The sequence below is a fragment of the bacterium genome, from assembly GCA_026416715.1.
Lineage (GTDB): Bacteria > UBP4 > UBA4092 > JAOAEQ01 > JAOAEQ01 > JAOAEQ01.
On record JAOAEQ010000007.1, the window covers coordinates 108,353 to 133,517 of the forward strand.

The following is a 25,165-nucleotide window of genomic DNA, read 5'->3' on the forward strand; positions in this document are numbered from 1 at the left end:
AATTAACCACGAGTAATGCTAATGATAGCGAATAATGCGAATAAACAAATTTAACTGAATCGTTGTCATTCGCACCATTGGATTATGAGATTATTCTTTTGGAAGGAATTTAGAGAAAATTGGCCGATTGTTCTCGTCGGAATCATATTCGCCGGATTTGTTAATTTTATTACATTCACCAACCGCGAATTAGTGGGTATGGCAAGTGACCCGAAATATTTGTTGGTCATCGTTCCGTTATTTATTTCAATGCTGATTGCGAATATCTTTGCTACAGAATTTGCGCATAAAACGTTACCGTTCTTGCTGATATTGCCTATCTCACGCAATAGGCTATGGATATATAAGGCGGTTATCGGATTATTATTGAGTATTATTTTAGTTTGTGGAACAATCGGTAGTATTGTATTGACATCTCATTTAACACCTAAACCGGTTTCCTTAGATACTTTTTTCAATTTCACGGGAACGGAATTGAACGATTTTATTAGTGTCGGTTTCCTATTTTACGCTGTAGCGTTATTCTGTTCCGTACTCGTTACCAGTAATACCATAGCCGCTGGCGGTAGCGCGTTGGTATTTACGATGTTTTTCTTGTTGATTTGGTTCATAACCACGGAAGTATTTTATCTTTCCGATAAATGGTATGGCGGATTATTTATTCCAATAATCATACTTATTTGCAGCAGTTGGTATATCTTTCAATCGTTAGATTTAGTATTAGTAAAAAACCGGGTTACCCGCGGGTTGTCCTTCTTGTCGATAACGTTGATAATTGTATCTTGCATTCTCATTTTGATTCAATCGAACTGGGATTCCGTTACATTAGAGCAGGTTGCAGAAATATCTAATGTTCAACTCTTACCTGATAATAATACCGTTATTTGCAGAATCATCAAAAAGAATGAATATAGATATGCTACTAATGGACGGTATTGGTTAATTTCATTAAAGGACGGTTCATATAAGAAATATCCAGGCAAAGGATATGAATTATTCTACGTCAAAGAACCTGTCTCGCCGGATAAAAAATATCTTATTATCGGGGGTAACCGTGGGATATTTAATCTAGTTGAATCACGATTGGTTAAAACTAGACTAGGCATTTTCGATACCAAAACATATAAAATTAAGCAATTCTATATTAAACAAAGCGGGATTTTTACCTATGTAAATTTTCATGACTGGTCACCTGATAGTAGAAAGGTTTTGTATGCAATCCGTTCACTATTCGATTCTCGAGGTAGACTATATTACCTTGATATATATACTGGAAAAACCGAAGAGATTAAATTCAAAAAACCGCTTAATTGGTGGACATATCCCCGCTGGGCACCTGATGGGAACTCCATTTATCTTCTTAGTCTAGATGAAGTAAAAGATAAAAAGTTTTGGACTCTTCATCACATTGCCCTAAACGGAAATATATTATGGGAACACACTCAAAATGATGAATTCTGGATTCCTAACATGGCGAAAAATAGAACGTGGATTTTATTAGGACAAAATGCTACAGATACGAGCGAGACTAAAAAATTGTATCTCCTGAACTTGCATACTTTAGAAACCACACTGATTTTTGAAGGATTAATGTTCAAGTCACGGTCTCGGTCACCGGATGAAAAATGGTTAGCGATATCCGCAATAACGCAATTGCAGAAAGGACAAAAATTGGTTCAAACCGAACCAACAACCGGTAGAACTACTACGCGCAATATTTATGAGTTATGGTTAGTGAATTTGGAAACGATGCAGAAAATAAAACTGATTCCGAAATTTGATGCGGAACTTAAAGGATGGTCTCCGGATAGTAAAAAGATTATGTTTGCTGAATATAGTGAACGCGAAAAACGCTATGGTAGCCAGTGGAAAGCAATTGATATTGAATCTAAAAAAATTGATGATACCGTATCGTGGGAATATGGGGATATCCTTCTGCCTGATGGAAATTATCTTAGGATGAAGAACAACCGGTTACTTATTGTTACCCCAGACGGTAAAACGGTTCGGCAAGTCTTTCCATCGTAATCGGATACGGTGAATAAACCTATTCGATTCATTTTCGACCATTCGGGAAATTCGCTTATCATTATTCTGCTACTACTGGATTGCGTAACGTTCCGAGTTGATCGATGGTTACTTCCATAACATCCCCAGGTTTGACTGGTTTCATTCCTTCCGGAGTTCCAGTAGCAATAATATCGCCAGGTTCAAGCGTCATATACTGCGAGATAAACGAAATCAATTTCGGGATTTTGAATAGCATACTACGGGTATTATCTTTCTGCCGCGTCTCCCCATTAACTTTCAGTTCGATATCGAGTTCCGGCTGACCGTTGATTTCATCTGCAGTAACTAAATAGGGGCCAACTGGGCAAAAGGTATCAATACTTTTCGACCTGAACCACGGATGTTTCTTTTCAATATCCTGATACTGAATATCCCGTGCCGTAACATCATTCAAGCAGGTATATCCGGCAACATACTCCATCGCATTTTCTTCCGAAACATCTTTCGCTTGTTTGCTAATGATAACCGCTAATTCTGCTTCTGGGTCAACTCGAGTTAGATATTTCTTATAGATAACCGGTTCTTCATGAGCGATAATTGATGAGGTTGCTTTCGCGAAAATAATCGGTTCAGTTGGGATAACTCCGGCATGTTCAATCGCATGCGCCGCATAGTTCCTGCCTAACGCAACTATTTTCCGTGGATGTAATATCGGCGGGAGATATTGATACGGTTGCGTGATGGTAAAATGGTCAACGAGCTTATGCTTTTCGAGGAATTCAAGCATCTCCTGAAACTCAATGATAAGCTCAGAGAATGGTATTGTTCCATTAAACAGTTGGTCAGTGAAATAAAACGGATATTCTTTTTCTAAATCTTCTACCGTTGAATAAACATCGAACGCTGCTCGTAGGTCAATGAGTTTATGGTTATATTGTACCGCAATATTCGGGAGCGGCGATGGTTCTAAAGATTTTTCTGCATTAAAATTTTCGGGTTGAATGATGATATTTAATAATTTCATAGCTAATAGCATACCATATTATTCCCAAAAAATAAATTATAAAGTAAGGAATTTATTAATTTTACTTGACATCAGCGCAAATATATAGTATAAATATATGTAGAACATATATATTAAGGAGGGAAAGTTTTTATGCGGTCTAAAAAGTTAACTGATAAACAAAAACAAATATTAGATTTTATCACCAATTTTTTAAACCAAACAGGATATCCGCCATCAATAAGCGAAATTAGCCAGAAGTTTCATATCAAGTCGCCGAAAGGAGTTGTTGACCATTTAACTGCTATCGAACGAAAAGGGTATATAAAACGAATACCGAATATTTCTCGCGGTATAACTATTGTCGGGAAAACTAGTTCAAGTATGCTCGATTCTGTAAAACAAGTTGCTGTTCTTGGAACGATATCGGCTGGGAGTCCGTTACTAGCGGAACAGAATATTACCGGGTATTTACCGATACCACAGAATGTCGCTGGTGGAGCGGATTGTTTTGCGTTGCGAGTTAAAGGGGATAGTATGATTGATGCCGGGATATATGACGGTGATTATGTTATCGCTCGGGTTCAGAATACCGCGAATAACGGAGATATTGTGGTTGCATTAATTGAAAATGAAGCAACGGTAAAATATTTCTATCACGATAATGGTCAAATACGACTTCAACCAGCGAATGATACACTCGGTCCGTTATATGTTTCTCCTGAAGAAGTGCAAATACAAGGCAAAGTAATTGCGGTATACCGGTTCCTAAATTAAATCCCAAATCCAAATGTCAAATTTAATCTTAATCCTAAATACTCAAAGAGAATTTATTTTAAATATCGAGTGATTAAGACGTTGATTTGACATTGGGATGTTGAACTTGAGATTTGCTTTTTAAAATGGATACTTTCCAAAAACTCGAACTGCTCGGTTCTTCAGCGAAATATGACATCTGTTGTTCTTCATCTAGAACATATCAAGGGAAACCAAGTTATCATCAAGCTCGTCGTCGGTCAACGGGATTACCAAATAGTATGATATATCCCGCGTTCTTGTCCGATGGCAGATGTATCCCGCTATTTAAGGTTCTACAAACTAACTTTTGCAATAAAGATTGTTTCTATTGTGTTAACCGGAAATCGCGCGATATCCCACGGATAACGTTCCAACCAGAAGAATTAGCGGACATATTTCTGCAATATTATCGACTTGGACTGGTTAAAGGATTATTTTTGAGTTCCGGAGTATATCCGACTGCAGATAGCGCTATGGAGCAAATGATAAAAACAGCGGATATACTGCGGAATAAAAAGCAATTTAACGGGTACATTCATTTAAAAATTCTTCCAGGGACAAGTTATGCATTAGTAGATGTTGCAACAAGATTAGCTAGTCGGTCGTCAATTAATTTAGAAGCGCCAAATTCGAATCGGTTAAACCAGATTGCTAGTAATAAAGATTTTCACCACGATTTATTAACCCGAATCAATTGGTTGCAATCGTTTGTAGAGCAGGGCAGATTACACGCCGGAATAACCACCCAGTTTGTGGTTGGTGCAGCAAATGAAACGGATTTAGAATTATTAAAAACAACTGACTGGTTGTATAAGACCAAAAAACTGCGGAGAACATATTTCAGCGGATTCCAACCGATTTCAGATACTCCGTTAGAAAAAGTAGCGAGTACTTCTCCGACTCGTGAACTCCGATTATATCAAGCGGATTATTTGTTGAGACAGTATAAGTTTAGATTAGAGGAATTAACTTTCGATAAATCGCAGAATCTCCCGCTTGATGCTGACCCGAAATATGTCTGGGCGATTAACCATCCAGCTTTTTTCCCAGTTGAAGTCAATCAAGCGGACTATGAAATATTATTGCGTGTTCCAGGAATTGGACCACAGTCAGCAAAACGGATCGTTAATTTACGGAAAACCGTTCGCTTTACCGACATCTCGCAGTTAAAGGAAATTGGAGTAGTCACCAAACGCGCACAAAATTTCTTGCTGGTTAACGGTAAAAAAATTAACCGACAGAGTTTTGCGGGAATTGTTGCCGCCATTGTTAAGCCAATCAAACCTACCGAACAATCTATCCAACTTGAATTCTGGGAAGAAACTTAACCATTACTTATTGTGATTTTTTACTGCCGAGAAAAAATCAAATTCCAGACTCCGGAATTTGGTTAACCATAATAAAATCAATGATTTAATTTATATGTGTATCCTTAATATATTTTGTCTTTTTTGCTTGTTTGTTATTCTTTTTATCGTATGCTATACTATATTTAAACCAAAATCTCAAACTTTAATATCAACGAGAAGTTTTTTATAGGAATGACAATATTAGCAGTAGAGTATGTATTGTTGTGCATGGGTTAGGAATTTGGAACCTGAGATTTGGAATTTGATTTAGATGGATACTTCGAAAACCACTGAGTTTCGGATACTCACCCTTAAAGACGAAGAGATAATGCGGTTGTGCGGACCGCGGAATGAATATCTCAAACTCATCGAATCGGCATTTTCAATTCCTATTTATGTTCGTGGGAATGAAGTTCGATTTCGAGCAGATAGTCCGAATAGTTCTCTGGTTGCGGAAGTATTAGATGAGATTCTCACCTTAATTCGAGAACGCCATCCATTCAGTCTCCAGGATATAAAGTTTATTATCCGCACGACTCGACAAGAATTAGAAGAAGAACAACGGGTAAAAAGTTCCGGTAAATCGAAAATAGAGCACGTAACTAATTCCGATGAATCTACCACTGAATATGTTGTTGTTCCATCTAAGCGCGGCCGGATTTATCCACGTACCCCCGGGCAGAAACGATATCTCCAATCGATTCGGAACCATGATATTGTTTTTGCTATTGGTCCAGCAGGAACCGGCAAAACCTATCTAGCAATGGCAATGGCAGTTGAAGCGTTAACCACCGATAAAGTCGGACGGATTATTCTCGTTCGACCTGCGGTAGAAGCGGGAGAAAAATTAGGGTTTCTTCCTGGAGATATCCATGAGAAGGTATCACCATATCTCCGGCCATTATATGATGCGTTATACGATATGATGGACCCGCGAAAAGTTCAGGAGTTTATTGAACGAGGGATAATTGAAGTTGCACCGTTAGCGTATATGCGAGGCAGAACGTTAAACGATTCGTTTATTATCCTAGACGAAGCGCAGAATACAACCAGTGAACAGATGAAAATGTTTTTGACTCGGTTAGGATTTGATTCGAAAACGGTTATAACGGGCGATATAACCCAAATTGATTTACCGAGTGGTAAGGGGTCGGGTTTAGTTCAAGCGGAAACGATTCTTAAACATATTTCTGGAATATCGTTTGTATATTTTAGCGGCGAAGATGTTGTTCGCCACGAATTGGTTCAAGAGATAATTAAAGCATATGCAACCCACCAGGTAAAAAATGGGGGATAACCATTTAATCAGAAAGTTACCGTTATCGGCAATCGTATGAAGAAAATTAAACTGAAACGGGAAAAACAAGTTCGACCGCGAAAACCGATATTACGCGGATTTATTAAAAAAACTAGGAGTTATTCGAGCGAAGACGATAGTAAGAATCAGCAGCAGCACTTTTCGCTCAAAGCAAAAATCGTCGCAGTTTTAGTCGGTTCTTTTTTAGCGCTCTTATTCCTTTTAATTCCGGATTTCTTATTTGTTCCGTATCCAACAGAATTAAATATGATTCCGGAAAAGGATATTCGGGCGCCATTTTCGTTATCGGTTGTCGACCAAGAAGAAACGAACCGGAAGCGAGCAGAACTATACCCGCAGCTACCATTGATTCTGGTTGAAGATACTCAGGGTACGCAACGGATTTTAAATGAGTTATATACTATCTATTCCACTGCACAACAGATCAGTCGAATTCCTGGACTTTCAACGATAGATAAAATTGAATCTGTGAAAAAGCAAATATCGTTTCCGATATCAGATAATGCTATAGCCACGTTGCTACGTTATGCACACTATCGGAACCTAAACGAGATAACGAAAAAGATTGTTGCAGAAGTGATGTCAACATATACGTTAAGTGCGGAAGATTTCGAATTCGCTCAACGGTCGAGAAACCTTTTGGTATATTCGGATACCACCAAACAAGAATATCCAGTTCACATTGAAAATATCGTGGAATTTTCAGAAGCGAAAAAGAAAAGTTTGCGTCGTTTGTCTACCTTACTTCCGAATGAAGAGGACCGCGGGTTACGGAAAGCGCTCAACGAGTTATTTCATCATGTTTTATATCCCTCGTTGAAAGTCGATAAGGAAAAGACAGCAGCGTATTTAGCAAAACTGGAACCGACCTTGCCAATAGAGAAAATAGTTAAACGACGTGGAGATATCATCGTTCAAGCGAAACATCCTATCACGGCGAAAGATAAAATTATTCTCGAAGAATTAAATCGAATCAGGGTTCGCGCGGCTATCGGAATTATGCTTGGTCGAGCGATACTTCTGATTTTATTTGCTTATTTCACCTTAGTTTATTTGCGAATTTATTATCCCAAAATCATCCAAGATTTTTATACAATAGCGCCGGCATGTTTATTGTGGGTTATTACGGTCGCAATTGCCCGGATAGTTGTTTGGTTTGGTGGCTCAGCATATTTAGTCCCGGTAGGAGCATTTGCTATGTTAGCAGGTATAATGTTTGAGATTCGATTTGCATTGTTAATGGTAACCAGTATTGCAGTTTTATTAGGAATAATGGTCGGATTAGAAGTTAAACATGTATTAGTTTTTCTCCTTTCAGGAATGATTGCGACGTTAACCTTATCCCATCTCAAAAAACGAACGGATTTAATTCGAGCTGGGTTACGGATTAGCGCAATCAATTTTGTCGGTATCATTGTCCTATTCTTATTCGACCAATCAATGTTTTCTCCGGCAAACTGGAATACTGCAGAACTCCTCCTAGATAGTTTCTCCGGTTTAGCTAATGGTATTCTATGCTATATCCTAACCATAAGTTTTCTCCCCGGATTTGAACGTTTATTTAATTTAACTACTGACTGGAAATTACTTGAGTTCTCAGATACCAAATCGGAACTGTTAACTCGATTGGAAACGGAAGCGCCCGGAACGTATCAACATAGTCTTAGCGTAAGCGCATTAGCTGATTCTGCTGCATCAGCTATCGGTGCGAATGCGTTACTATGTCGTATTGCGGCATATTATCACGATATTGGTAAGTTAATGAAACCGGAATATTTTAGTGAAAATCAGCTTACTGAAGAAGAAAAACGGAAACACGGTAAGTTATCACCGTATATGAGTGCGTTAATCATTAAAAATCATGTTAAACACGGTGTCGAGTTGGCTAAAGAACACCGTCTTCCGCCGCCGATAATTGATATTATCGAACAACATCATGGAACAACGTTGATAGCATATTTTTATCAAGAAGCACTCGAGATGCATGAGATGACTGAAAACGGTGAAGAATTAGATGAATCACATTTTCGATATCCGGGACCCAAACCGCAAACCATTGAATCGGCTATCATTTTATTAGCTGATGCCGTGGAAGCAGCGACTGCTTCATTAGAAAATCCAACGGAAAAAGAGATTCATCTGCTCGTTCGGAAATTGGTGAATGACCGGTTTACTGATGAGCAGTTGGAAGAATGCGAGTTAACCCTTCGTGATTTACATTTGATCACGGAAAGTTTCGTGCGTTCGTTATTATTAAAATATCATCGCCGAATCGAATATCCGGAAACAGCGGAGTTCGTTGAATCTCCGTAACTAGCATAATACCATTATTGATCCATCGCGATAAATCGGGATAACAACCTGAGGTATGGTGACAATACAAGCGAAATATCCTTTGCCGCGAAATATCATACGGAAATTGAAAAAGTTAGCGCTAGCGGTTTTGCTCCAGGAGAAACGTCCATCAGTCGAGCTGAGTATTTTATTAACTGATGAAAAGCAAATTATGGCATTAAATCGCCACTATTTTCATAAGCGCCGACCGACTGATGTTATCGCATTTCCTCAAGATGATAGTCGAATTCTGGGAGATATCGTTATTTCAGTTGAAACAGCAGAACAACAAGCAACTCGATATGGTCATTCTCTCATAGATGAACTGAGTTATCTGTTAATTCACGGGATACTTCATTTACTCAAATATGATGATATCGAACCGAGCGAACGACGGAAAATGCGGGCTAAAGAACGAGAATATTTAACAAAATTCAAAATTGAAGCGCATCCTGAACCTGATTAATTTGATTTAACTTGTTGTTTTAATGAGGTGTCAGTTTCCAAACTGAAAACCTAATTAATTTTTTTATATCCTATGCCTAATGAGAAAAAAGAAAAATATATCATCCGATTACGGAATTATTTTCTAACGGGATTACTGGTTATTATACCGCTGGTCGTAACCATTTATGTGGTCTGGAGTGCGTTTAATATTATCGATGGATGGTTACGTGATTTCGTAAAAATTAATGATAAACCTATCCCCGGATTAGGGATAATCGTTTTAATTATCATCATTTTGTTTGTTGGATTAATTGCTCAGAACTATTTCGGCCGGCGGTTGATTAAAATCAGCGATAGTTTAATGGCACGAATTCCGTTAATCAACAAAATATATCTCGCTACGCAACAGGTCATCACAGCAATTTTAACTCGGAAAAAGAAATTGTTTCAGCAGGTTGTTGCTATCGAATATCCGCGAAAAGGAATATATAGTATAGGATTTGTAACGAATGTGCATACGGGTGAACTCGAAGCTCATGTCGGTGAACCGATGGTGTATGTATTTATTTGCACTGTGCCGAATCCGACTACGGGATTTGTTATTGCCGTGCCTAAAAGGGAAGTTATTCCTTTAGATATGACTGTTGAAGAAGGGTTAAAATTAGTTATTTCCGCAGGAGTGGTTATACCGCAAAAGAAATAATCTACCGGTTATGGATATAGTAATAGTATCGGAAGTATAGGAATTACGGAGTATAGGCGTGCGTGAGCGAGTGAGTCTCAACAAGAGATAAAATCTTAACCGTTACTTCGAGTTGGTGATATTCTAACCGGATACACTTACGCTTCATACCAAACACTATGCAAGGATATAAATCTGGTTATGTTGGAATCATCGGAAAACCAAACGTAGGTAAATCAACGCTATTGAACTATTTTTTGAACCAGAAATTAGCGATAGTTTCTGAAAAACCGCAAACTACTAGGACTCGCATCCTTGGTATTTTGACTCAAAAGGATTATCAGATTATTTTTATTGATACTCCTGGCGTCCATCAACCGCAAGACCAGTTACATGCATATATGCAGTCGCAAATCACGGAAACCGTTGCAGACGTAGATTTATTATTGTTTCTTGTTGCGGCAGATGAATCTTTGGTTACTGAAGACCAGTTAGCCTTAAAGTTGATTGAATCAAAAAAAGTTCCTACCCTTTTAGTAATTAATAAAATAGATTTGAACCCAGTACAAGCGGAATCATTACATCATACGCTATTCCAATCCGGGCTATTTGTTGATGCGGTATATATTTCTGCTTTACATGGCACTGGTTGTTCTGAATTATTACAAAAAATCGTTGCCTTTCTTCCCGAAGGACCTCAGTATTATCCGGAAGATATGCTAACCGATCGGACTGAACGATTTTTCATCAGTGAATTGATTCGTGAACAAGTTTATCGATTAACTCATCAGGAAATACCGTATAGCGTTGCAGTAGTCACGGAAGAAGTGAAGGAACGGAATGATGCGCTCACCTATGTAAAAGCGGTAATTTATGTTGAACGAGATTCACAGAAAAAAATTTTAGTTGGTACAAATGGTAAAAAATTGAAAGAAATCGGGCAAGCGGCTCGTAAAGAAGTGGAATTATTTTTACAAAAAAAAGTATATTTAGACTTATGGGTTAAGGTTAAGAAAAACTGGCGGAAAGATGCAACCGCAGTTAAACTTATGAACGGTTGATTCCTAACAAGTATCGAGGTAGAGAAGTTTTTTATCTTTGCGCCAACTACATCAACTTGCTTACATTCCAAGACGAGGTTTTATCATATGCGCTATCTTTTTTTGATTATAGCAATCGCTGGATTCAGTTTAACCAGCTATGGTTTCTGGTTCGCCGTTGATGAAATGGCTTTCGGTAAAAAATCGAAATGGAAACCTTTGACACTTCTCGTTGGAATAGTGTTGATGATATTTGGATTATTGTTATACGGAGTCCCGAATTTTTTCCGGTAACATCATTTGTTCGGTATTCCGATGGTTAATGTTTAAATAGTTAACTGGTCATTGACTAATGACCGCAGGTTACGATACAGCACTTTCCAGATAAATGAGTTCTTTCCGTAACGTATCAAGTTTCATTTCAATTCCAAGCGGAATCGGGAAATTTACTTTCCCATGACCAAACCCTAAATTGTATACAACCGGAACATTCAAGTCACTGAGTATATCACGCAGTATTTGCGGTAACGTTAAGGAAGGTTTATGGGGTATTTTCGGTTTGCAATTGACTAATTTTCCAGTTAAAATAGCGGTAACTTGATTCAGCTTACCAGTTAATTTAAAATGTGCTAGCATTCGATCAATACGATACGGTTCTTCATCAACATCTTCCCAGAAAAATAGTTTATTGCGTAGGTCGAATTCGTAAGGGGTACCAAGGAGCGTTTGAATAACCGAGATACAACCAGCGATGGATTTCCCAGTTGCTATACCATGCCGCAGAACTTTCCAATGTGCCGCTGACCCTGGGTTATCAGTAGGGAAAACAATTTTCCCTAATGGTTTTGGACTGGATAATAACTGAAATAGCAGTTTTTGACTGAATGTATCCGCAGTGTGACTAAACCCTGATTCGACCATCGGGGCATGGAATGTGATTAATCCAGTTTGCTGGTGGATAGCATTGAGTAAAGCGGTGATATCACTATATCCAACAAAAATTTTCGGATGTTTTCGGATACTCTCATAGTCGAGCTTTGCAATAATTCGCGTTGAACCTACTCCACCGCGAGCACAGAATATCGCGTCAACTTCAGGGTCAGTGAACATCTCATTGATATCATCGACTCGCGCCTGGTCAATTCCCGCTAAATAACCGTATTCGTCGAATACATGTTTACCCAGTTTGATTTTATATCCAAGTTGTTTGAGCCGTTCAATACTTCGTTTCAGTTTGAGTTTCTTAACCGGACTAGATGGCGCAATGATTCCGATGGTATCGCCTTTCGTTAATCTTTTCGGTTTTATATCCATGAATGAATTAGAGTATGAATTTAGAGCAAATACAACCGTTTATAATGTTCGCCGATGATTTCCCAGACTAAACTTGGGTTATCACAGGCGATATGCGACATACAACCGCATCCTTCATATCCCCAAGCAGCGATGTTCCGAATTCCATGCGCATAAGCGGTATCAATTGCTACGCCGACATTTTTTTCAGTTCCACGCGGAATACGAAACGCTTGAATCCAGATTTGCCCTTCTTTTTGATACTTTTTTGCGTAGTCGTGAATTTTCGATGCATATTCGCCGACATAAGTTTGAACATCACGGTTATGCCAAGTCCAATACGGGTCGGTACCGAAAATATCTACTGAAGCTAGTTTTGCAATTTGGTCCCAATGGTCAGTATTTTCGCTCGGTAGAACGCAGATAGCATTTTTCACTGCTGGATTATCCGCTTTAACGGTAGTACACATCTCGTTAAGAAAATCCAATAAACAAGTATGTTGAAATTGAATAACTTCATCAGTCTTTTCTTTTGGTAGAGGTCGATTGAACTGTTCTTGGAAAAGTTGCTGACACACTTTGCAGTGGCAAGTCCAGCCAGGTGTGTCACCAAACCAGCCGGGAATATAAAAATGCGGTTCGTCCCAGAAAATCACCTGCGGGTTCATCGAAACTGCAACATGAATCCAATCTTTAAGAAACGCACGAAATTTCGGCTGGTTCGGACAAGCGACCGGTGTAATAATGCCGTCGTGTCGAATCTGCCGAGCATCAATATTTTTTGTAGCAAACGCAGTATAGGCTTCACCACCGAAGACTCCACCTACACCCCACGGGTCGAGATAAACTTCTAACCCCATATCGTGGCAAATCCGCACCATTTCTCGCACTGTTTCTTTATAAAATTGTAAATCATTTTCGCTAAACGTATGCACGACAAAATTACAATGATGCGCAATGATATCATGCATATCTTCTTTCACATGACGGAGAATACGATTGCCGAAATAACTTACACCTGTTTTCATACCTTTCTCCATGGATTACAAGAACAATAATGGTAAACATTGGCATCGTCCGCTGCTAAAGCTAGGACGACGGGAAATAGCTTTTATAGAACATATTAAACTAAGGTTATTTGTCTTGTCAAGCATAGTGCACAGTTCAACCAAGTGCGGATTGATAGATAATGTTACTTGACCATATAATTATAAGTGTGTTATTTTATTAAGGTTAATAAATAAAAATTTAGAAATGACTCCTATTTGAAGTAAACATAAAAAAGAGGTGATGTTGTCAAAATGCGGGTAGGTAAGATAAGAATATCGTCTGAAGCTCGAAATATCGTGGTTATTTTTAGTGTCATATGTATGCAATGCATCATTTTGCGATTGTGGTTACCGGGTCTGATTACGTTGGGTGCGCTCGGTTTTATCCTCTTTTTTTTCCGTGACCCAGACCGAATCGGTTCTGATGACCCTAACACAATACTCTCAGCAGCAGATGGGACGATTGTTGATATTTCCGAAGTATTTGAAGAGAAATTTTTTCAGCAACCAGTAAGACGGGTAGGGATTTTTTTATCTATTTTTGATGTCCATGTAAATCGAGCGCCGATATCCGGTGAAATAAAATATCTTAATTATCAGCGAGGTCGGTTTAAGAACGCATTGAGCGGAAAAGCATCACAATATAACGAACATAATTTAGTCGGAATTGATAATGGAACCCAGCGAGTTTTAGTGAAACAGATTGCAGGAATGTTAGCGCGTCGGATTGTATGTTATCTAGGCATTGGCGAAACTGTTAGTTCTGGAGCGCGAATTGGTTTAATTAAGTTCGGTTCTCGGGTTGAAATATTTATTCCTAAAGAGGCAGAACTGCGCGTTAAATTGCGAGATAAAGTTAAAGCGGGCGAAACGATTATTGCAGTGCTAACCCCTTCGAAAGAATAACTTAACTGAGGTATAATTCAACAAAATTAGAATAAATTTCAATTCAATACACCCTTTTTATGAAAAAAATATATATTTTACCCAATCTTTTTACTACGGCGAGTTTATTCTGTGGATTTCTTGCCATCACCTATATTTATCATAACAAAATTGATTTTGCCCTATGGGCGATATTAGGGGCGATTTTTTTTGATGGTCTTGATGGAAAAATTGCACGATTAACCGGAACCAGCAGTAGTTTTGGGATGAATTATGATTCGTTATCCGACCTCGTTTCGTTCGGGGTTGCGCCAGGATTTTTGGTGTATCGATTAGCAAATTCGTGGCATAATAAAGCCGCGTTAGCAGCGAGTGTACTGTATGTAATTTGTGCGGCATTACGACTCGCACGGTTTAATGTACAAGCGCGAACGGAAGAAAGTCAGGTGTTTGTCGGATTACCAAGTCCTGCAGCGGCTGGATTGCTACTTTCCGCTATTATGGTATATCGGAGTCATGAATGGTTGGTAATTCAACGTACCCTACCGATCATTGCAGTGCTAATGGCATGTTTGATGGTGAGTAAAATTCCCTATTTCAATCTAAAACGGGCGCATTTAGAACGACGTCGTCCTTTTAATACTTTGGTTATGTTGGTTTTAATCACCGGGTTAATGATTGTTTTTTCTGATTATTATGCTATTCTCATCTTTGCATTTTTTGCGATGTATGTTGGAATTGGAATTGCGGTATATATACGGATTCCATTATGGAAAATTCCAATGCTCCAAGCATATTTACCAGCGAAAAATCTCTTGCCTCAGCCTCATGGAGACAGACATCCGCATTTGCCGCTACATCCGGAAACTACATCTTCGCAAATAACATCTCCGGTATCGCATGGCAAGTAAATTCCAGGAAGCAAAAGGTAAACTTAGACGACTCTATCTTGCGCATTTCCAGAAACAATACGTTTATACAATGCTTACGAAACGTCAAGGACAATGTCAACGATGTGCGCGATGTTGCCAATTATTATTTCGTTGTCCGTTTCTCAAAGATAAACAGTGTATAATTTATGATAAACGGTTCGCTCCTTGCCGTGCTTTTCCGATAGACTATCGTGACTTAGCTGATGTGGATCATTTATGCGGGTTTAAATATAATCTGGTTAGCAAAACACCATAAACGGAAAAGCGATAAACTAGAAAACGGCATGTTCATATTATGCTAGTGCAACCTAACGTTAGGAGATAAGCGAGGTGAATACCATGCTTCGTTTCATCAGTTCGATTCAAAACCTGATGGTTGAATGGGGTCCGGAAGCGAAAATAAACAAAATTGCGTGGGGAGCTGATGCCGCAAAAGGATTTGCAGGAATTGGATTGATAGCGTTTGGATTAGTGCTAGCCTTAGTTTTCCAAAAGAAAATCGGATGGTTAATCGCAGTTGGTGGGGGAGTGCTATTGTTAGTATTATTTAAGGTAATTTCGTTTTAGATAGCTCAGTTCAGTAAGAAGATGTTAAGAAGATGTTCGGACACTATTAGTTTATTTCGATTCTAGTTTCTTGCGGATAGATTCATTCAACGGGTCGAGTTCAAGTGCTTTTTTCCAAGCATCAAGCGCCGATTGTATCATTCCTTTTGCTTTGTAAGTATCTCCGAGATGGTCGTAGAGAACGGCGTCCGTGGTGGTAATGGCAATCGCTTTTTGTAGTTCGATTAATGCGGCATCAAATTTCCCTTGTTTATAGTATACCCAACCGAGACTATCGAGTATATAACCAGCATTCGGTTCCAAACTTAATGCTTGTTTGATATATTGTTCTGCTTCATCTAATTTTATTCCTTTTTCTGCATACATATACCCAAGATAATTTAACGCATCTACATTTTTCGGATTTATCTCAATAGCTTTTTTGAACATCAATTCGGCATTCGTCGTATCATTGAGTCGATCATAGATAATTCCCATCTGATATATTAAATCCTCGTCACGGGGATAGCGCGTCAATCCTTCTAATGTTATGGATTTCGCATTATCTAGCTGTTTCAAATCGGTATACGCCCAGCTTAAACATAAATAGAATACCGGCTGATTATTCCCTCGGGCTAGGAGCATTTTGAAATAGTCTATCGCTCCGGCAAGATTTGTTATCTGTTTAAATAATTGGTAGATATGGATATATGCTTCATCTTTATCCGCTGCATAGATATCGAGACTTAATGCGGTAGTGAATCTGTCTAATGCAATGAGGTAATTCTGTTGCATTTCAGCAATGAGCCCGAGATAATATTGAGCGCGAATCCCGAGCCGACGGTGTGTAGTTAACTGTTCAAATTGCGCTTGCGCCTGCATCAGTTGATTGTTGAAGAAATAACATTCACCGAGCGCGAATCGCGCTTGGATATTTGTCGTATCTAACTGCAGGGTCTGTTCTAGTTCTAGAATAGCATTTTCATAGAGTTTCTGCCGTTGATAGAGTATACCGAGACGGTAGTGTAATTCCGGGGATCGCGGTTCAATAATTAATGCAGATTGATAAGTCGATGCGGCATCGGTTATGTTTCCAGTGATATCGTAAATGAAACCAAGATAAAAATATGCCGGTAGATATCGTGGTGCCAGCTGAATGGTGCGTTGATAATAGGTAATCGCATCAGTGTAGTTCTTATTTTGGGCAGAGAGGAATCCCAACCGGAATTGGGATAAAAAATCGTCCGGTTTGATTGCTGCTGCTTGATGATATACCGTGATAGCTTCATTAATTTTATTTTCCTCTTGTAAAAGTTGGGCAAGCTGGATATAGCTTTCCCAATCAGTGGGAGCGTAAGTTGTCGCCTGTGATAATGCCGCTAATGCTTGTTCAGGTTTATTGAGATGAATGTAGATTTTCCCAGCAAGGAGGTAGGCGGAAGCGTATTTCGCATCCAATTGGTTAAGCTTACCGAGAACGGTTAACGCTTGGTCGAAGTCGTTATTGCGATAGTAAGCTTCAGCGAGTTCGTACCGTAATCTCGGGTCATCTGGCTTGAGTTCAATCGCTTGTTGCAATTCAGAAATCATACTTTCTCGATCGTCAATTTCTTGGTAGTAGGTAGCTAGAAGATAGTTGGTATAAACACTCGCATCGATGAAAGTAGCGGAATCAGCGGATAAATACCTCGTTGGATTGGGGTCGGTTTCAGAAAAATAAATTCCATTTTCCGGATTTTGGTTGCTTGCAAACAACCAAGAATTTAACACAAAGAATAATAGGAATGAGATGAAAATATTATTGCGCATTATATGAATCTTTAGATTTTTACCTTAGTTTGATTTAGGAATTGTAAACTAGGAATTTGAATTGGTAATATACTTAACTGTCAGTTTTTCACCAGAAAATAAAGCGCCCTCGAGTCCGACTTCGTTACCCCATTGGTCAACGATAATTGCAGTTCCATTTCGGCATGCTTCTAAATCGTGTGCGGATAAAATATGCTGTACTTCTTGACCGGGGTCGGCAAAAATAATTTCGTTATTTAATGTGATCAAAAGTTTCTTCATGTTCCCAGATGAACGTTTAACGCATGTATGATTGAGACCGTTTTCGCTTTCTTCCTTTCCTTAAAAAACCGTCGTCCCGTACTGCTTGCTATCAAACCATTATTCTATTAAAATTTGATTCTCACTTCGGATACCGGGTTTATAACCGGATGGGTTTTTAAGTAGTTAATAAGTACATCGCGTAAATTGTCGCCATAGTGAATGATTTTCCCTTGTTTTAATACCGTGAACCGACTACCACCGCTAGCGAGAAAATCGTTTGTTGCTAGTTTATAGGTTTTATCAAGGGATAACGGTTTTCCGCCGATTAAAATATTTACGGCTTTCCCGTCGCGGACGGTAAACGTTGCGCCGGAAATCTGCCCGGAATCGCGACCGGATTGCGCTGCGCTAGCGATGAAATCGAATAGCTCTTGAACCTGTGCTCCGGTTAATTCAATGGTGACCAAAACATTTTCAAACGGCAAAACCGAGTAAATGTCGTTATACGTTATTTTCCCTTTATTAATATTTGCGCGAATACCACCTGAATTCTGAAACGCAATATCCGCTTGTGCCGTTTCACGGAAGACATCGGCAATCCACGTTGATAAGTTCGACTGCGGATTTTCGTATGTTCCGCGCACTAAATCCACTTTCGTTTCCCCTACTACTTCAGCCATTTTCTGTTTGACTTTATCCGCATAGACTGATAGCGCTTGTGCGACTTTTGTATCTTCTGGAATGGTATTCGTTATAGGAATCAACTCTGCTTTTTTATCTATTATTTTCCCTTTCTCCACGGTTACATCTAGCCGACCGAGGTATAATCCCCATTGTAATGCCTGAACGATTATCGTTCTATTCACTTCTTGATAATTCAACAATTTTGTATGACTGTGTCCACCGACAATAATGTCAATGCCATTAACCTGTTCAGCTAATTCCCGGTCTTCTCCGTAACCAAGATGAGATAAGACAATAATCAATTTCGCTTTCTTCCGCAATTCGGGTAGATATTTTTGAACTGTTTCTTGGGGATTACCAAAACTTAATCCGACTACATTTTTCGGATGAGTTGAAGTTGGTGCTGTGGGCGTAGTCAATCCGATAATTGCAACAGTTAATCCTGAATAAGATTTGAATAGATATGGTTTCGCTAGTAAGTTACCGGTCGATTGTTCAATGATATTTGCTGAAAGTAATGGCACCTTGCAAGTTTTTATTGCGTTCCGTAACACCTCTTGTCCGTAATCAAAATCGTGGTTTCCGATAGCCATAGCGTCGTATCCAGCTAATTCGATTGATTTCCAATCCGCTTCCCCTTTAAAGAATCCAGAGATTGGCGTGCCGGATAATAAATCGCCAGCATCAAGCAGTAGCGTATTGGGATTCTGTTTTTTAATTTGCTTAATGACAGTTACTCGTCGAGCGATTCCACCCGCATCTTTCCCTTGGTATGCATCGTCAAACGGCAGAATATGGCCGTGAACATCGTTCGTATATAAAATTGTCAGCTTAACCTTTTTTGCTGCGGCTGGTGCTGGTGAACAAACTAAAATTAAACATATTAGAATTGTTATCGAATATATATAATATTTATGGTTCATTTTCATCTTCATCGTTTATCCCTCAAAAAAGATGAGGCGTATACCGATACGCCTCGTTAAATTTTTATTGTTCTACCAGTTATTTCTTTGCACGAACCGCAGCGCCAATTTTTATCGGTAAGCCGAAGATTTCAACAAACCCTTTCGATAAACTCTGGTCGAATAAATCTCCTTTTTCATACGTTGCCAAATCAAGTTTATATAACGAATATGGCGATTTCCGACCAACTGCAACACAAGTTCCTTGAAGTAATTTCATTCGGATAGTTCCGGTTACGGTTTCTTGGGTAACATCAATAAACGCATCGAGTGCTTTTTTCAGCGGTGAAAACCAGAGTCCGTAATAAACGAGTTCAGAATACCGCTGGGTTATCAACTCTTTATAATGCGCGGTTTCCCGATCAAGCGTCATTGCTTCTAGCTCACGATGTGCCCAATGTAATACAGTTGCTGCTGGCGCTTCATACACTTCACGTGACTTAATACCAACCAATCGGTTTTCAACTAAATCACTTCTGCCGATACCATTCGCTCCTGCAATCTTGTTTAATTCGGTAATTAAATCTACCGGATTTTTCCGTTGTCCATTTAGTCCCACAGGGATACCTTTTTCAAATTCAATTTCGACATACGTTGGCGTTTTCGGTGCAAGTTCCGGCGCAACCGTTAATTTATAGATATCTGCCGGCGGTTCTACCCAAGGATCTTCGAGAACTCCACATTCTATACTCATTCCCCATAAGTTTAAGTCGAGACTATACGGACTCTTTTTCGTTGCCGAAACCGGAATCCCGTGTTTTTGGGCATATTCGATTTCTTCTTCTCGGGTTTTTAATTCCCATTCTCGAACCGGCGCTAATACCTTCAATTCCGGCGCTAACGCCATTGCAGAAACTTCAAATCGGACTTGGTCATTGCCTTTTCCGGTAGAACCGTGGGCAACGGCATCCGCGTTCTCTTTTTTTGCAATTTCTACCAGATGTTTGGTAATAAGCGGTCTACCAAGTGCGGTAGCTAATAAATATTTATTTTCATAAATAGCGTTCGCTTTCAATGCGGGAAAGATAAAGTCGTTAACAAACTCTTCTCGGCAATCTTGAATATAGATTTTACTCGCACCAGTTTTAATCGCTTTTTCCCGCAACGGTTCCAATTCTTCTCCCTGACCGATATCGCAGGTGAACGCGATAACTTCACAGCCGTATTTTTCAACCAGCCATTTTATCATGACGGACGTATCTAATCCGCCAGAATACGCTAAAACTACTTTTTTCGGTTTATCCATACTATTACCCTTTCTTAACTGTATTTATTGATATTACTATTATAGATTAAAATCGGAATAAATGGAATATAACTATCAAGAGAAAGAATTATATCTATTGTTTTTATGTTCAATAAGAGAAAGATGGCCTGCCAGACGAAGCTTTAGCGAAGTCTGGCGGAAGAGGATAGGTCCGACTTCGTTGAAACTTCGTCGGATAAAAGTCGTTTCTTTAGAAAAGCTTTTCCAGATCCTCCTTTTAAATATTTTTCCAATTTTCTTGCGGTATTTTCCTTCTTTACTGCGATATATGTTTCTAACTCTATTTCTTTCATCTGTTTAGTCGTGTAGCATTTATTGGCTTTATGTTCAGCCATTCGCCGTTTTAAGTCATTTGTTGACCCAATATAAATCGTATTTTCTTTATCTTTTAGAATATAAACATACCACATATTGATTCCTTTCTTGCTTAAATTTAGTATAAGCTATGCATAGTCTGGCCTGCCAGACGAAGCTTTAGCGAAGTCTGGCGGAAGAGGATAGGAGTCGAACCTACCATCCCGATTCGTCATCGGAACACACGGATTTGAAGTCCGGCAGCGACACCGGTCGCCATCCTCTTCCGGTAGAAACAGTAAACAGTAGTCAGAAGATAGGAGTTAGTAGAGCTACCTATAATTGTGCTCTGTGCTTCTGCAGTAAGATTTAATGTTTTCTTAAGATACGATAATCACCTTTTCGCAAAGTTAATCCTATTCTATCAAAATATTCAAGTAATGGGATAGCTAATTTCCGAGATGTTCCTAACGCATCTCGGAATTCCGCAGCTTTAACCTGACCAGAAGCAGATTTAGTAAATAGCTCGATTAGTTTTGATTTCGCTTCTTCAAACTCATCTTTTCGCAGATAAATATCCGTTGATAACCTAATGAATATACCAAGCTGTTCTAATGCTTTTAAAACTTTCATTACCGATTTATCCGATAGGTGCAGTAAAGCAGAGATTTCTTCAATACGAGGCGGGTCAAATTTCCGAGTTTTATATAATGTAATAATCGAATCCCGAATTTTCTGTTCTTCTGGGGTAAATACAATTTGATGTTCAGGCAATCGGATAAATTTACCTTCAGTAATAATTTTCTGCTGCGAGACTAATTCTGCGATAATTTGTCGGTATATTTTCGGTACTACTTCTGGAGCAACCAAGCTTTTTAATGATTCGTAATCTATTCCCGGCTGTAATGGTTCTTTTTGATGGAACTCGCGAATCCGTCCAATGATATTCTCCTTCATTAGTTGGATTCGGGATTGTAATGCAGCTTCAGGAATAGTTTCCGATTCGAAGACTTTGATTTCTTCGATAGTATTGAGGAATGCAAATGTTTCTTCTATTCGCTGATTTACATATTCTGCTAAATCCGAAACTGGAATCGTTAGATGTTGCGATATAGCTAGGAACTGAACTACAATTTCTTTCAAATTATCTGAAGCTAAATGGTGCATTGCAGAAATAATTGATTCAGTTGGCAATCGATATCGTTCAGCGAATGCGTTGATAATTTTACCTCCGCCGAGTGTATGTTGTGCTTGTTCGTCGCGGAGAATAAATCGGTCATTTCGCCAAACTGCGAGCGGCGTTTGCAACTTCAATTGCGCGAACGCTGTTTCTCCCGGAAACAATTTCGCTCGGTTCCAGAAGTGGATATGACAAAGTTCTTCTGCGGTTCCGGTATGCAACCGTAATTTTATTCCGGATTTCAGGTCTAATTTCGCTGATGGAAGCAGATAGAATTGGACATCAATTCGGGTGGTGGTTCTTTTCAACTGTGGGGCACAGACAACATTCCCACGATGGAGTTGAATTTTCTCTATTCCTGGAAGATTGAGCGCAGTTCGTTGACCAGTTTGCGCTAGTTCTGCTGGAACATTATGCACTTCGATACTACGCACACGGGTTTCGATATTCTGTGGTAGAATGCGAACCGGGTCACCTTGTCGGATTATACCGGATGCAGGAGTTCCGGTAACAATCGTCCCGAATCCAGGTAGAACGAATACGCGATCGATTGGCATACGGAAATAGCCGGTTGTTGGTCGAACAGGAACAGTTTTCGATTCTTCAATAATCTTTTGTTTCAGTTCAGGAATTCCTTGTCCGGTTATTGCAGAGACCTGGAGAATTGGGAAGTGGGCTAAGGTAGTATTTGCGGATAACCGCTGGATTTGTTGGATGACCGTTTGGATACGTTCCGGCGTAACTAAATCAATTTTGGTGATAACGAATATTCCGTGGCTTACCCCTAGCAAATGCAGAATTTCCAGGTGTTCTTGCGTTTGCGGCATAACCCCATCGTCGGCAGCAACAACAAATAACACTAAATCTATTCCTGTCGCTCCGGCGAGCATATTTCGGATGAAACGTTCATGACCAGGAACATCAACAATTCCAGCTCGTTCGCCCGTCGGTAAATCGAAATACGCAAATCCGATGTCAATGGTTATTCCACGTTCCCGTTCTTCTTTGAACCGATACGTTTCGATACCGGTTAACGCTTTAATTAATTCCGTTTTCCCATGGTCAATATGACCTGCTGTTCCGATAATAAATGGCATATATAGAACTTAATTTGCTACGAATACGAATATTTGCGCATATTTATTCGTAGCTGATATATAAATAACTATTTTAGCATAATCAGTTAGAATAACCTAGAAAGAGTATAAGAGAATTAAGGCAATAGCTTATTGCCTTAATTTCTCTCCGCTTCCGCTTCGGATTTCGAACGGATTTGGAGCTGCACCGAACTAGTTCAGAATAACCTCAAGTTTCCACTAAACACCTGTAATACCAATTTCAATGGGGTTTCACAGTGAGCCAAATCAACTATACAAATTTATAGAATTTTAGTTTTGTTAACAACCATTTTTAATTTGACTTTTCTAGGTATTTAGTATATAATAACTCTCCTTTTTTTATATAGCAGGCAAAACATCGTTATCATTGAAGGAGGTAGAATACTATGGGACGTAGAAAAAAAGGAGTCTCACCGATGCAGAGTACGATATCAAATAAACCGCGACGGCGTGGTCGGCGGAGAAGAGTGATAACGAGTCCGGAAACGCTCTGGGAAGACCACGAGATGCCCAGTTTCACCTGGTATGATGAAGATGAACAACGGCGAATCGCTGAATTAGAACAGCGATATCTAGAGCAAAATGATGATGATTATAGTTGGGCGTATCAGATATAGATAATTTGCATTCAGCAAGAGAGTGAAGGATTTTAGGCACTTTAAAAAATAGAGATATCCTAAAATCCTTTTTATTTTTTTTAGAAATAGTCGATGGATAAACATATGATTGCGTGCGAATTCGGGTAGTGTTCATTGCAGAAGTTCAACCGATAATGATACAATGTATATATACAAATCAAATTCACTGCCCCGTTGTGTAACTGGCAGCACGACAGACTCTGGATCTGTTTGTCTAGGTTCGAGTCCTAGCGGGGCAGCCATTTCCATAAAGTAACATTTCTTTTCCCGACCTACCTAGAGTGTATAATGATTCCTTAACTATTCTTGCTATAATGTTGAATATTTGATAGTATAATCACTAGATACATTCGATGCCTATTGGTATTGTTAGATTCCGCTAGTAAAGATACTAGCTATCGCGTAAGCGTAAGAAGAATAATACCCTTGAATTCGACTTAATCTAAAATCTTACCATTAATTTTATCAAAAAATTTGCTGAGAGGTCAGTGTTAGCTCGAGAGAGAAGGAGAATGACTCCAAATTATGATACAATTTAAGAACTTCTAAAACATGGACAGTTAAAAGTATTTTCTATTGAGGAGTAGAACATGGTAAATAACAGTTTAGATATAAAAACACTTGAAAACTGGTTATGGGAGGCTGCTTGTAGTATAAGAGGAGAGGTTGATGCACCAAAGTATAAAGATTATATACTGCCGCTAATCTTTTTAAAAAGACTTTCAGATGTTTTTGATGATGAACTTGAAGCACTTGGAGAAAAATTTACCAGCAGAAAAACTGCTGAAGAGCTGATTGAGAAAGACCATAATCTTGTTCGGTTCTATCTACCTGAGCAGGCAAGATGGTCTGCCATCTCAAAGCTGACTATAGGGCTAGGCGAATATCTCACCGATGTGGTAAGAGCAATTGCTAGGGAAAATCCAAAACTGCAGGGCGTAATTGACATTGTAGATTTTAACGCTACCACAGCAGGACAACGGCTCATAAGTGATGAAAGCCTGAAAAGACTTATAGAAATTCTCGGCAAACATCGTTTAGACAAAAAAGACGTAGAGCCTGACATACTGGGCAGAGCTTATGAATATCTTTTGAGGAAGTTTGCAGAGGGAAGCGGTCAATCAGCGGGAGAATTTTACACGCCGAAGGAAGTTGCCATATTGATGGGATATATTTTAAACCCAGAACCGGGGCAGGAAGTTTACGACCCATGTTGCGGTTCCGGCGGGCTATTAATAAAAACCTTTCTCCGTTTCAGGGAAAAATACGGGCAAGACCCTACCT

24 protein-coding genes and 2 tRNA genes are annotated in these 25,165 nt (G+C 39.1%); 16 read left to right on the plus strand and 10 right to left on the minus strand.

From position 1 onward, the window contains the following. Window positions 1–84 precede the first annotated feature (84 nt). Window positions 85–2,028: an ABC transporter permease gene (locus N3A72_04475; GenBank protein MCX7918860.1), complete on the plus strand. Its 1,944-nt coding sequence runs from the start codon at window positions 85–87 to the stop codon at window positions 2,026–2,028. A gap of 61 nt (window positions 2,029–2,089) precedes the next feature. Here the strand turns inward: N3A72_04475 and N3A72_04480 are convergent, their stop codons facing one another. Continuing rightward, a complete protein-coding gene (locus tag N3A72_04480) occupies window positions 2,090–3,034 on the minus strand; it encodes a fumarylacetoacetate hydrolase family protein (GenBank protein MCX7918861.1) in 945 nt (314 codons plus the stop codon). A 132-nt stretch (window positions 3,035–3,166) separates the two neighbouring features. Between N3A72_04480 and lexA the strand changes: the two genes are divergently transcribed. The 8 genes from lexA (at window position 3,167) to N3A72_04520 (ending at window position 11,275) form a co-directional block, all read left to right on the plus strand. Then, on the plus strand, window positions 3,167–3,790 hold the full coding sequence (lexA, locus tag N3A72_04485) for a transcriptional repressor LexA (protein MCX7918862.1): 624 nt from the start codon (window positions 3,167–3,169) through the stop codon (window positions 3,788–3,790). A 125-nt stretch (window positions 3,791–3,915) separates the two neighbouring features. Beyond that, complete coding sequence (locus N3A72_04490) at window positions 3,916–5,139, plus strand: putative DNA modification/repair radical SAM protein (GenBank protein MCX7918863.1); 1,224 nt, start codon at window positions 3,916–3,918, stop codon at window positions 5,137–5,139. Between the two features lie 292 nt (window positions 5,140–5,431). Further along, complete coding sequence (locus tag N3A72_04495) at window positions 5,432–6,457, plus strand: PhoH family protein (GenBank protein ID MCX7918864.1); 1,026 nt, start codon at window positions 5,432–5,434, stop codon at window positions 6,455–6,457. Between the two features lie 36 nt (window positions 6,458–6,493). Next, window positions 6,494–8,791: an HDIG domain-containing protein gene (locus tag N3A72_04500; protein MCX7918865.1), complete on the plus strand. Its 2,298-nt coding sequence runs from the start codon at window positions 6,494–6,496 to the stop codon at window positions 8,789–8,791. Between the two features lie 55 nt (window positions 8,792–8,846). Continuing rightward, on the plus strand, window positions 8,847–9,278 hold the full coding sequence (gene ybeY / locus N3A72_04505) for an rRNA maturation RNase YbeY (GenBank protein MCX7918866.1): 432 nt from the start codon (window positions 8,847–8,849) through the stop codon (window positions 9,276–9,278). Between the two features lie 72 nt (window positions 9,279–9,350). Further along, window positions 9,351–9,962, plus strand: a complete 612-nt coding sequence (locus tag N3A72_04510) for a DUF502 domain-containing protein (protein MCX7918867.1) — start codon at window positions 9,351–9,353, stop codon at window positions 9,960–9,962. 158 nt (window positions 9,963–10,120) lie between these two features. Further along, entirely contained in the window at window positions 10,121–11,002 is an 882-nt protein-coding gene (era, locus tag N3A72_04515) for a GTPase Era (GenBank protein MCX7918868.1), read from the plus strand. Between the two features lie 87 nt (window positions 11,003–11,089). Further along, entirely contained in the window at window positions 11,090–11,275 is a 186-nt protein-coding gene (locus N3A72_04520; protein ID MCX7918869.1) for a hypothetical protein, read from the plus strand. Between the two features lie 69 nt (window positions 11,276–11,344). Here the strand turns inward: N3A72_04520 and N3A72_04525 are convergent, their stop codons facing one another. Then, complete coding sequence (locus tag N3A72_04525; protein ID MCX7918870.1) at window positions 11,345–12,295, minus strand: LD-carboxypeptidase; 951 nt, start codon at window positions 12,293–12,295, stop codon at window positions 11,345–11,347. A gap of 20 nt (window positions 12,296–12,315) precedes the next feature. After that, on the minus strand, window positions 12,316–13,302 hold the full coding sequence (locus N3A72_04530) for a hypothetical protein (protein ID MCX7918871.1): 987 nt from the start codon (window positions 13,300–13,302) through the stop codon (window positions 12,316–12,318). A 273-nt stretch (window positions 13,303–13,575) separates the two neighbouring features. Here N3A72_04530 and N3A72_04535 point away from each other — a divergent pair, with 273 nt between their 5' ends. The 4 genes from N3A72_04535 (at window position 13,576) to N3A72_04550 (ending at window position 15,707) form a co-directional block, all read left to right on the plus strand. Continuing rightward, window positions 13,576–14,229: a phosphatidylserine decarboxylase family protein gene (locus tag N3A72_04535; protein ID MCX7918872.1), complete on the plus strand. Its 654-nt coding sequence runs from the start codon at window positions 13,576–13,578 to the stop codon at window positions 14,227–14,229. Window positions 14,230–14,288: 59 nt separating this feature from the next. Next, the gene (gene pssA, locus N3A72_04540) at window positions 14,289–15,119 is read left to right on the plus strand and encodes a CDP-diacylglycerol--serine O-phosphatidyltransferase (protein ID MCX7918873.1); all 831 of its coding nucleotides are present in this window, start codon (window positions 14,289–14,291) and stop codon (window positions 15,117–15,119) included. Beyond that, complete coding sequence (locus N3A72_04545; protein MCX7918874.1) at window positions 15,109–15,396, plus strand: hypothetical protein; 288 nt, start codon at window positions 15,109–15,111, stop codon at window positions 15,394–15,396. Before pssA ends, N3A72_04545 begins: the two co-directional genes overlap by 11 nt. A gap of 83 nt (window positions 15,397–15,479) precedes the next feature. After that, window positions 15,480–15,707, plus strand: coding sequence for a hypothetical protein (locus tag N3A72_04550; GenBank protein ID MCX7918875.1), 228 nt, complete (start codon window positions 15,480–15,482; stop codon window positions 15,705–15,707). A gap of 51 nt (window positions 15,708–15,758) precedes the next feature. On the opposite strand, the gene N3A72_04555 is transcribed toward N3A72_04550, so the two are convergent. The 7 genes from N3A72_04555 to selB all read right to left on the minus strand — a co-directional run bounded on the left by N3A72_04555 (window position 15,759) and on the right by selB (window position 23,222). Then, complete coding sequence (locus tag N3A72_04555; protein ID MCX7918876.1) at window positions 15,759–17,456, minus strand: tetratricopeptide repeat protein; 1,698 nt, start codon at window positions 17,454–17,456, stop codon at window positions 15,759–15,761. 87 nt (window positions 17,457–17,543) lie between these two features. Beyond that, window positions 17,544–17,756, minus strand: coding sequence for a hypothetical protein (locus N3A72_04560; protein MCX7918877.1), 213 nt, complete (start codon window positions 17,754–17,756; stop codon window positions 17,544–17,546). Window positions 17,757–17,863: 107 nt separating this feature from the next. After that, window positions 17,864–19,357, minus strand: coding sequence for a 5'-nucleotidase C-terminal domain-containing protein (locus N3A72_04565; GenBank protein MCX7918878.1), 1,494 nt, complete (start codon window positions 19,355–19,357; stop codon window positions 17,864–17,866). Window positions 19,358–19,424: 67 nt separating this feature from the next. Further along, the gene (locus N3A72_04570) at window positions 19,425–20,630 is read right to left on the minus strand and encodes an argininosuccinate synthase (GenBank protein MCX7918879.1); all 1,206 of its coding nucleotides are present in this window, start codon (window positions 20,628–20,630) and stop codon (window positions 19,425–19,427) included. Window positions 20,631–20,773: 143 nt separating this feature from the next. Beyond that, entirely contained in the window at window positions 20,774–21,061 is a 288-nt protein-coding gene (locus N3A72_04575) for a GIY-YIG nuclease family protein (GenBank protein MCX7918880.1), read from the minus strand. A gap of 75 nt (window positions 21,062–21,136) precedes the next feature. Beyond that, a tRNA-Sec gene (locus N3A72_04580) sits at window positions 21,137–21,233 on the minus strand. Window positions 21,234–21,314: 81 nt separating this feature from the next. Then, window positions 21,315–23,222: a selenocysteine-specific translation elongation factor gene (selB, locus tag N3A72_04585; protein MCX7918881.1), complete on the minus strand. Its 1,908-nt coding sequence runs from the start codon at window positions 23,220–23,222 to the stop codon at window positions 21,315–21,317. Window positions 23,223–23,629: 407 nt separating this feature from the next. On the opposite strand from selB, the gene N3A72_04590 reads away from it, so the two are divergent. The 3 genes from N3A72_04590 to N3A72_04600 form a co-directional block, all read left to right on the plus strand. Further along, window positions 23,630–23,860, plus strand: coding sequence for a hypothetical protein (locus N3A72_04590; GenBank protein ID MCX7918882.1), 231 nt, complete (start codon window positions 23,630–23,632; stop codon window positions 23,858–23,860). Window positions 23,861–24,048: 188 nt separating this feature from the next. After that, window positions 24,049–24,123 (plus strand) — tRNA-Gln (locus N3A72_04595). Window positions 24,124–24,471: 348 nt separating this feature from the next. Continuing rightward, window positions 24,472–25,165 (plus strand): type I restriction-modification system subunit M (locus tag N3A72_04600; GenBank protein ID MCX7918883.1); only part of this gene is annotated, 694 nt, incomplete at its 3' end.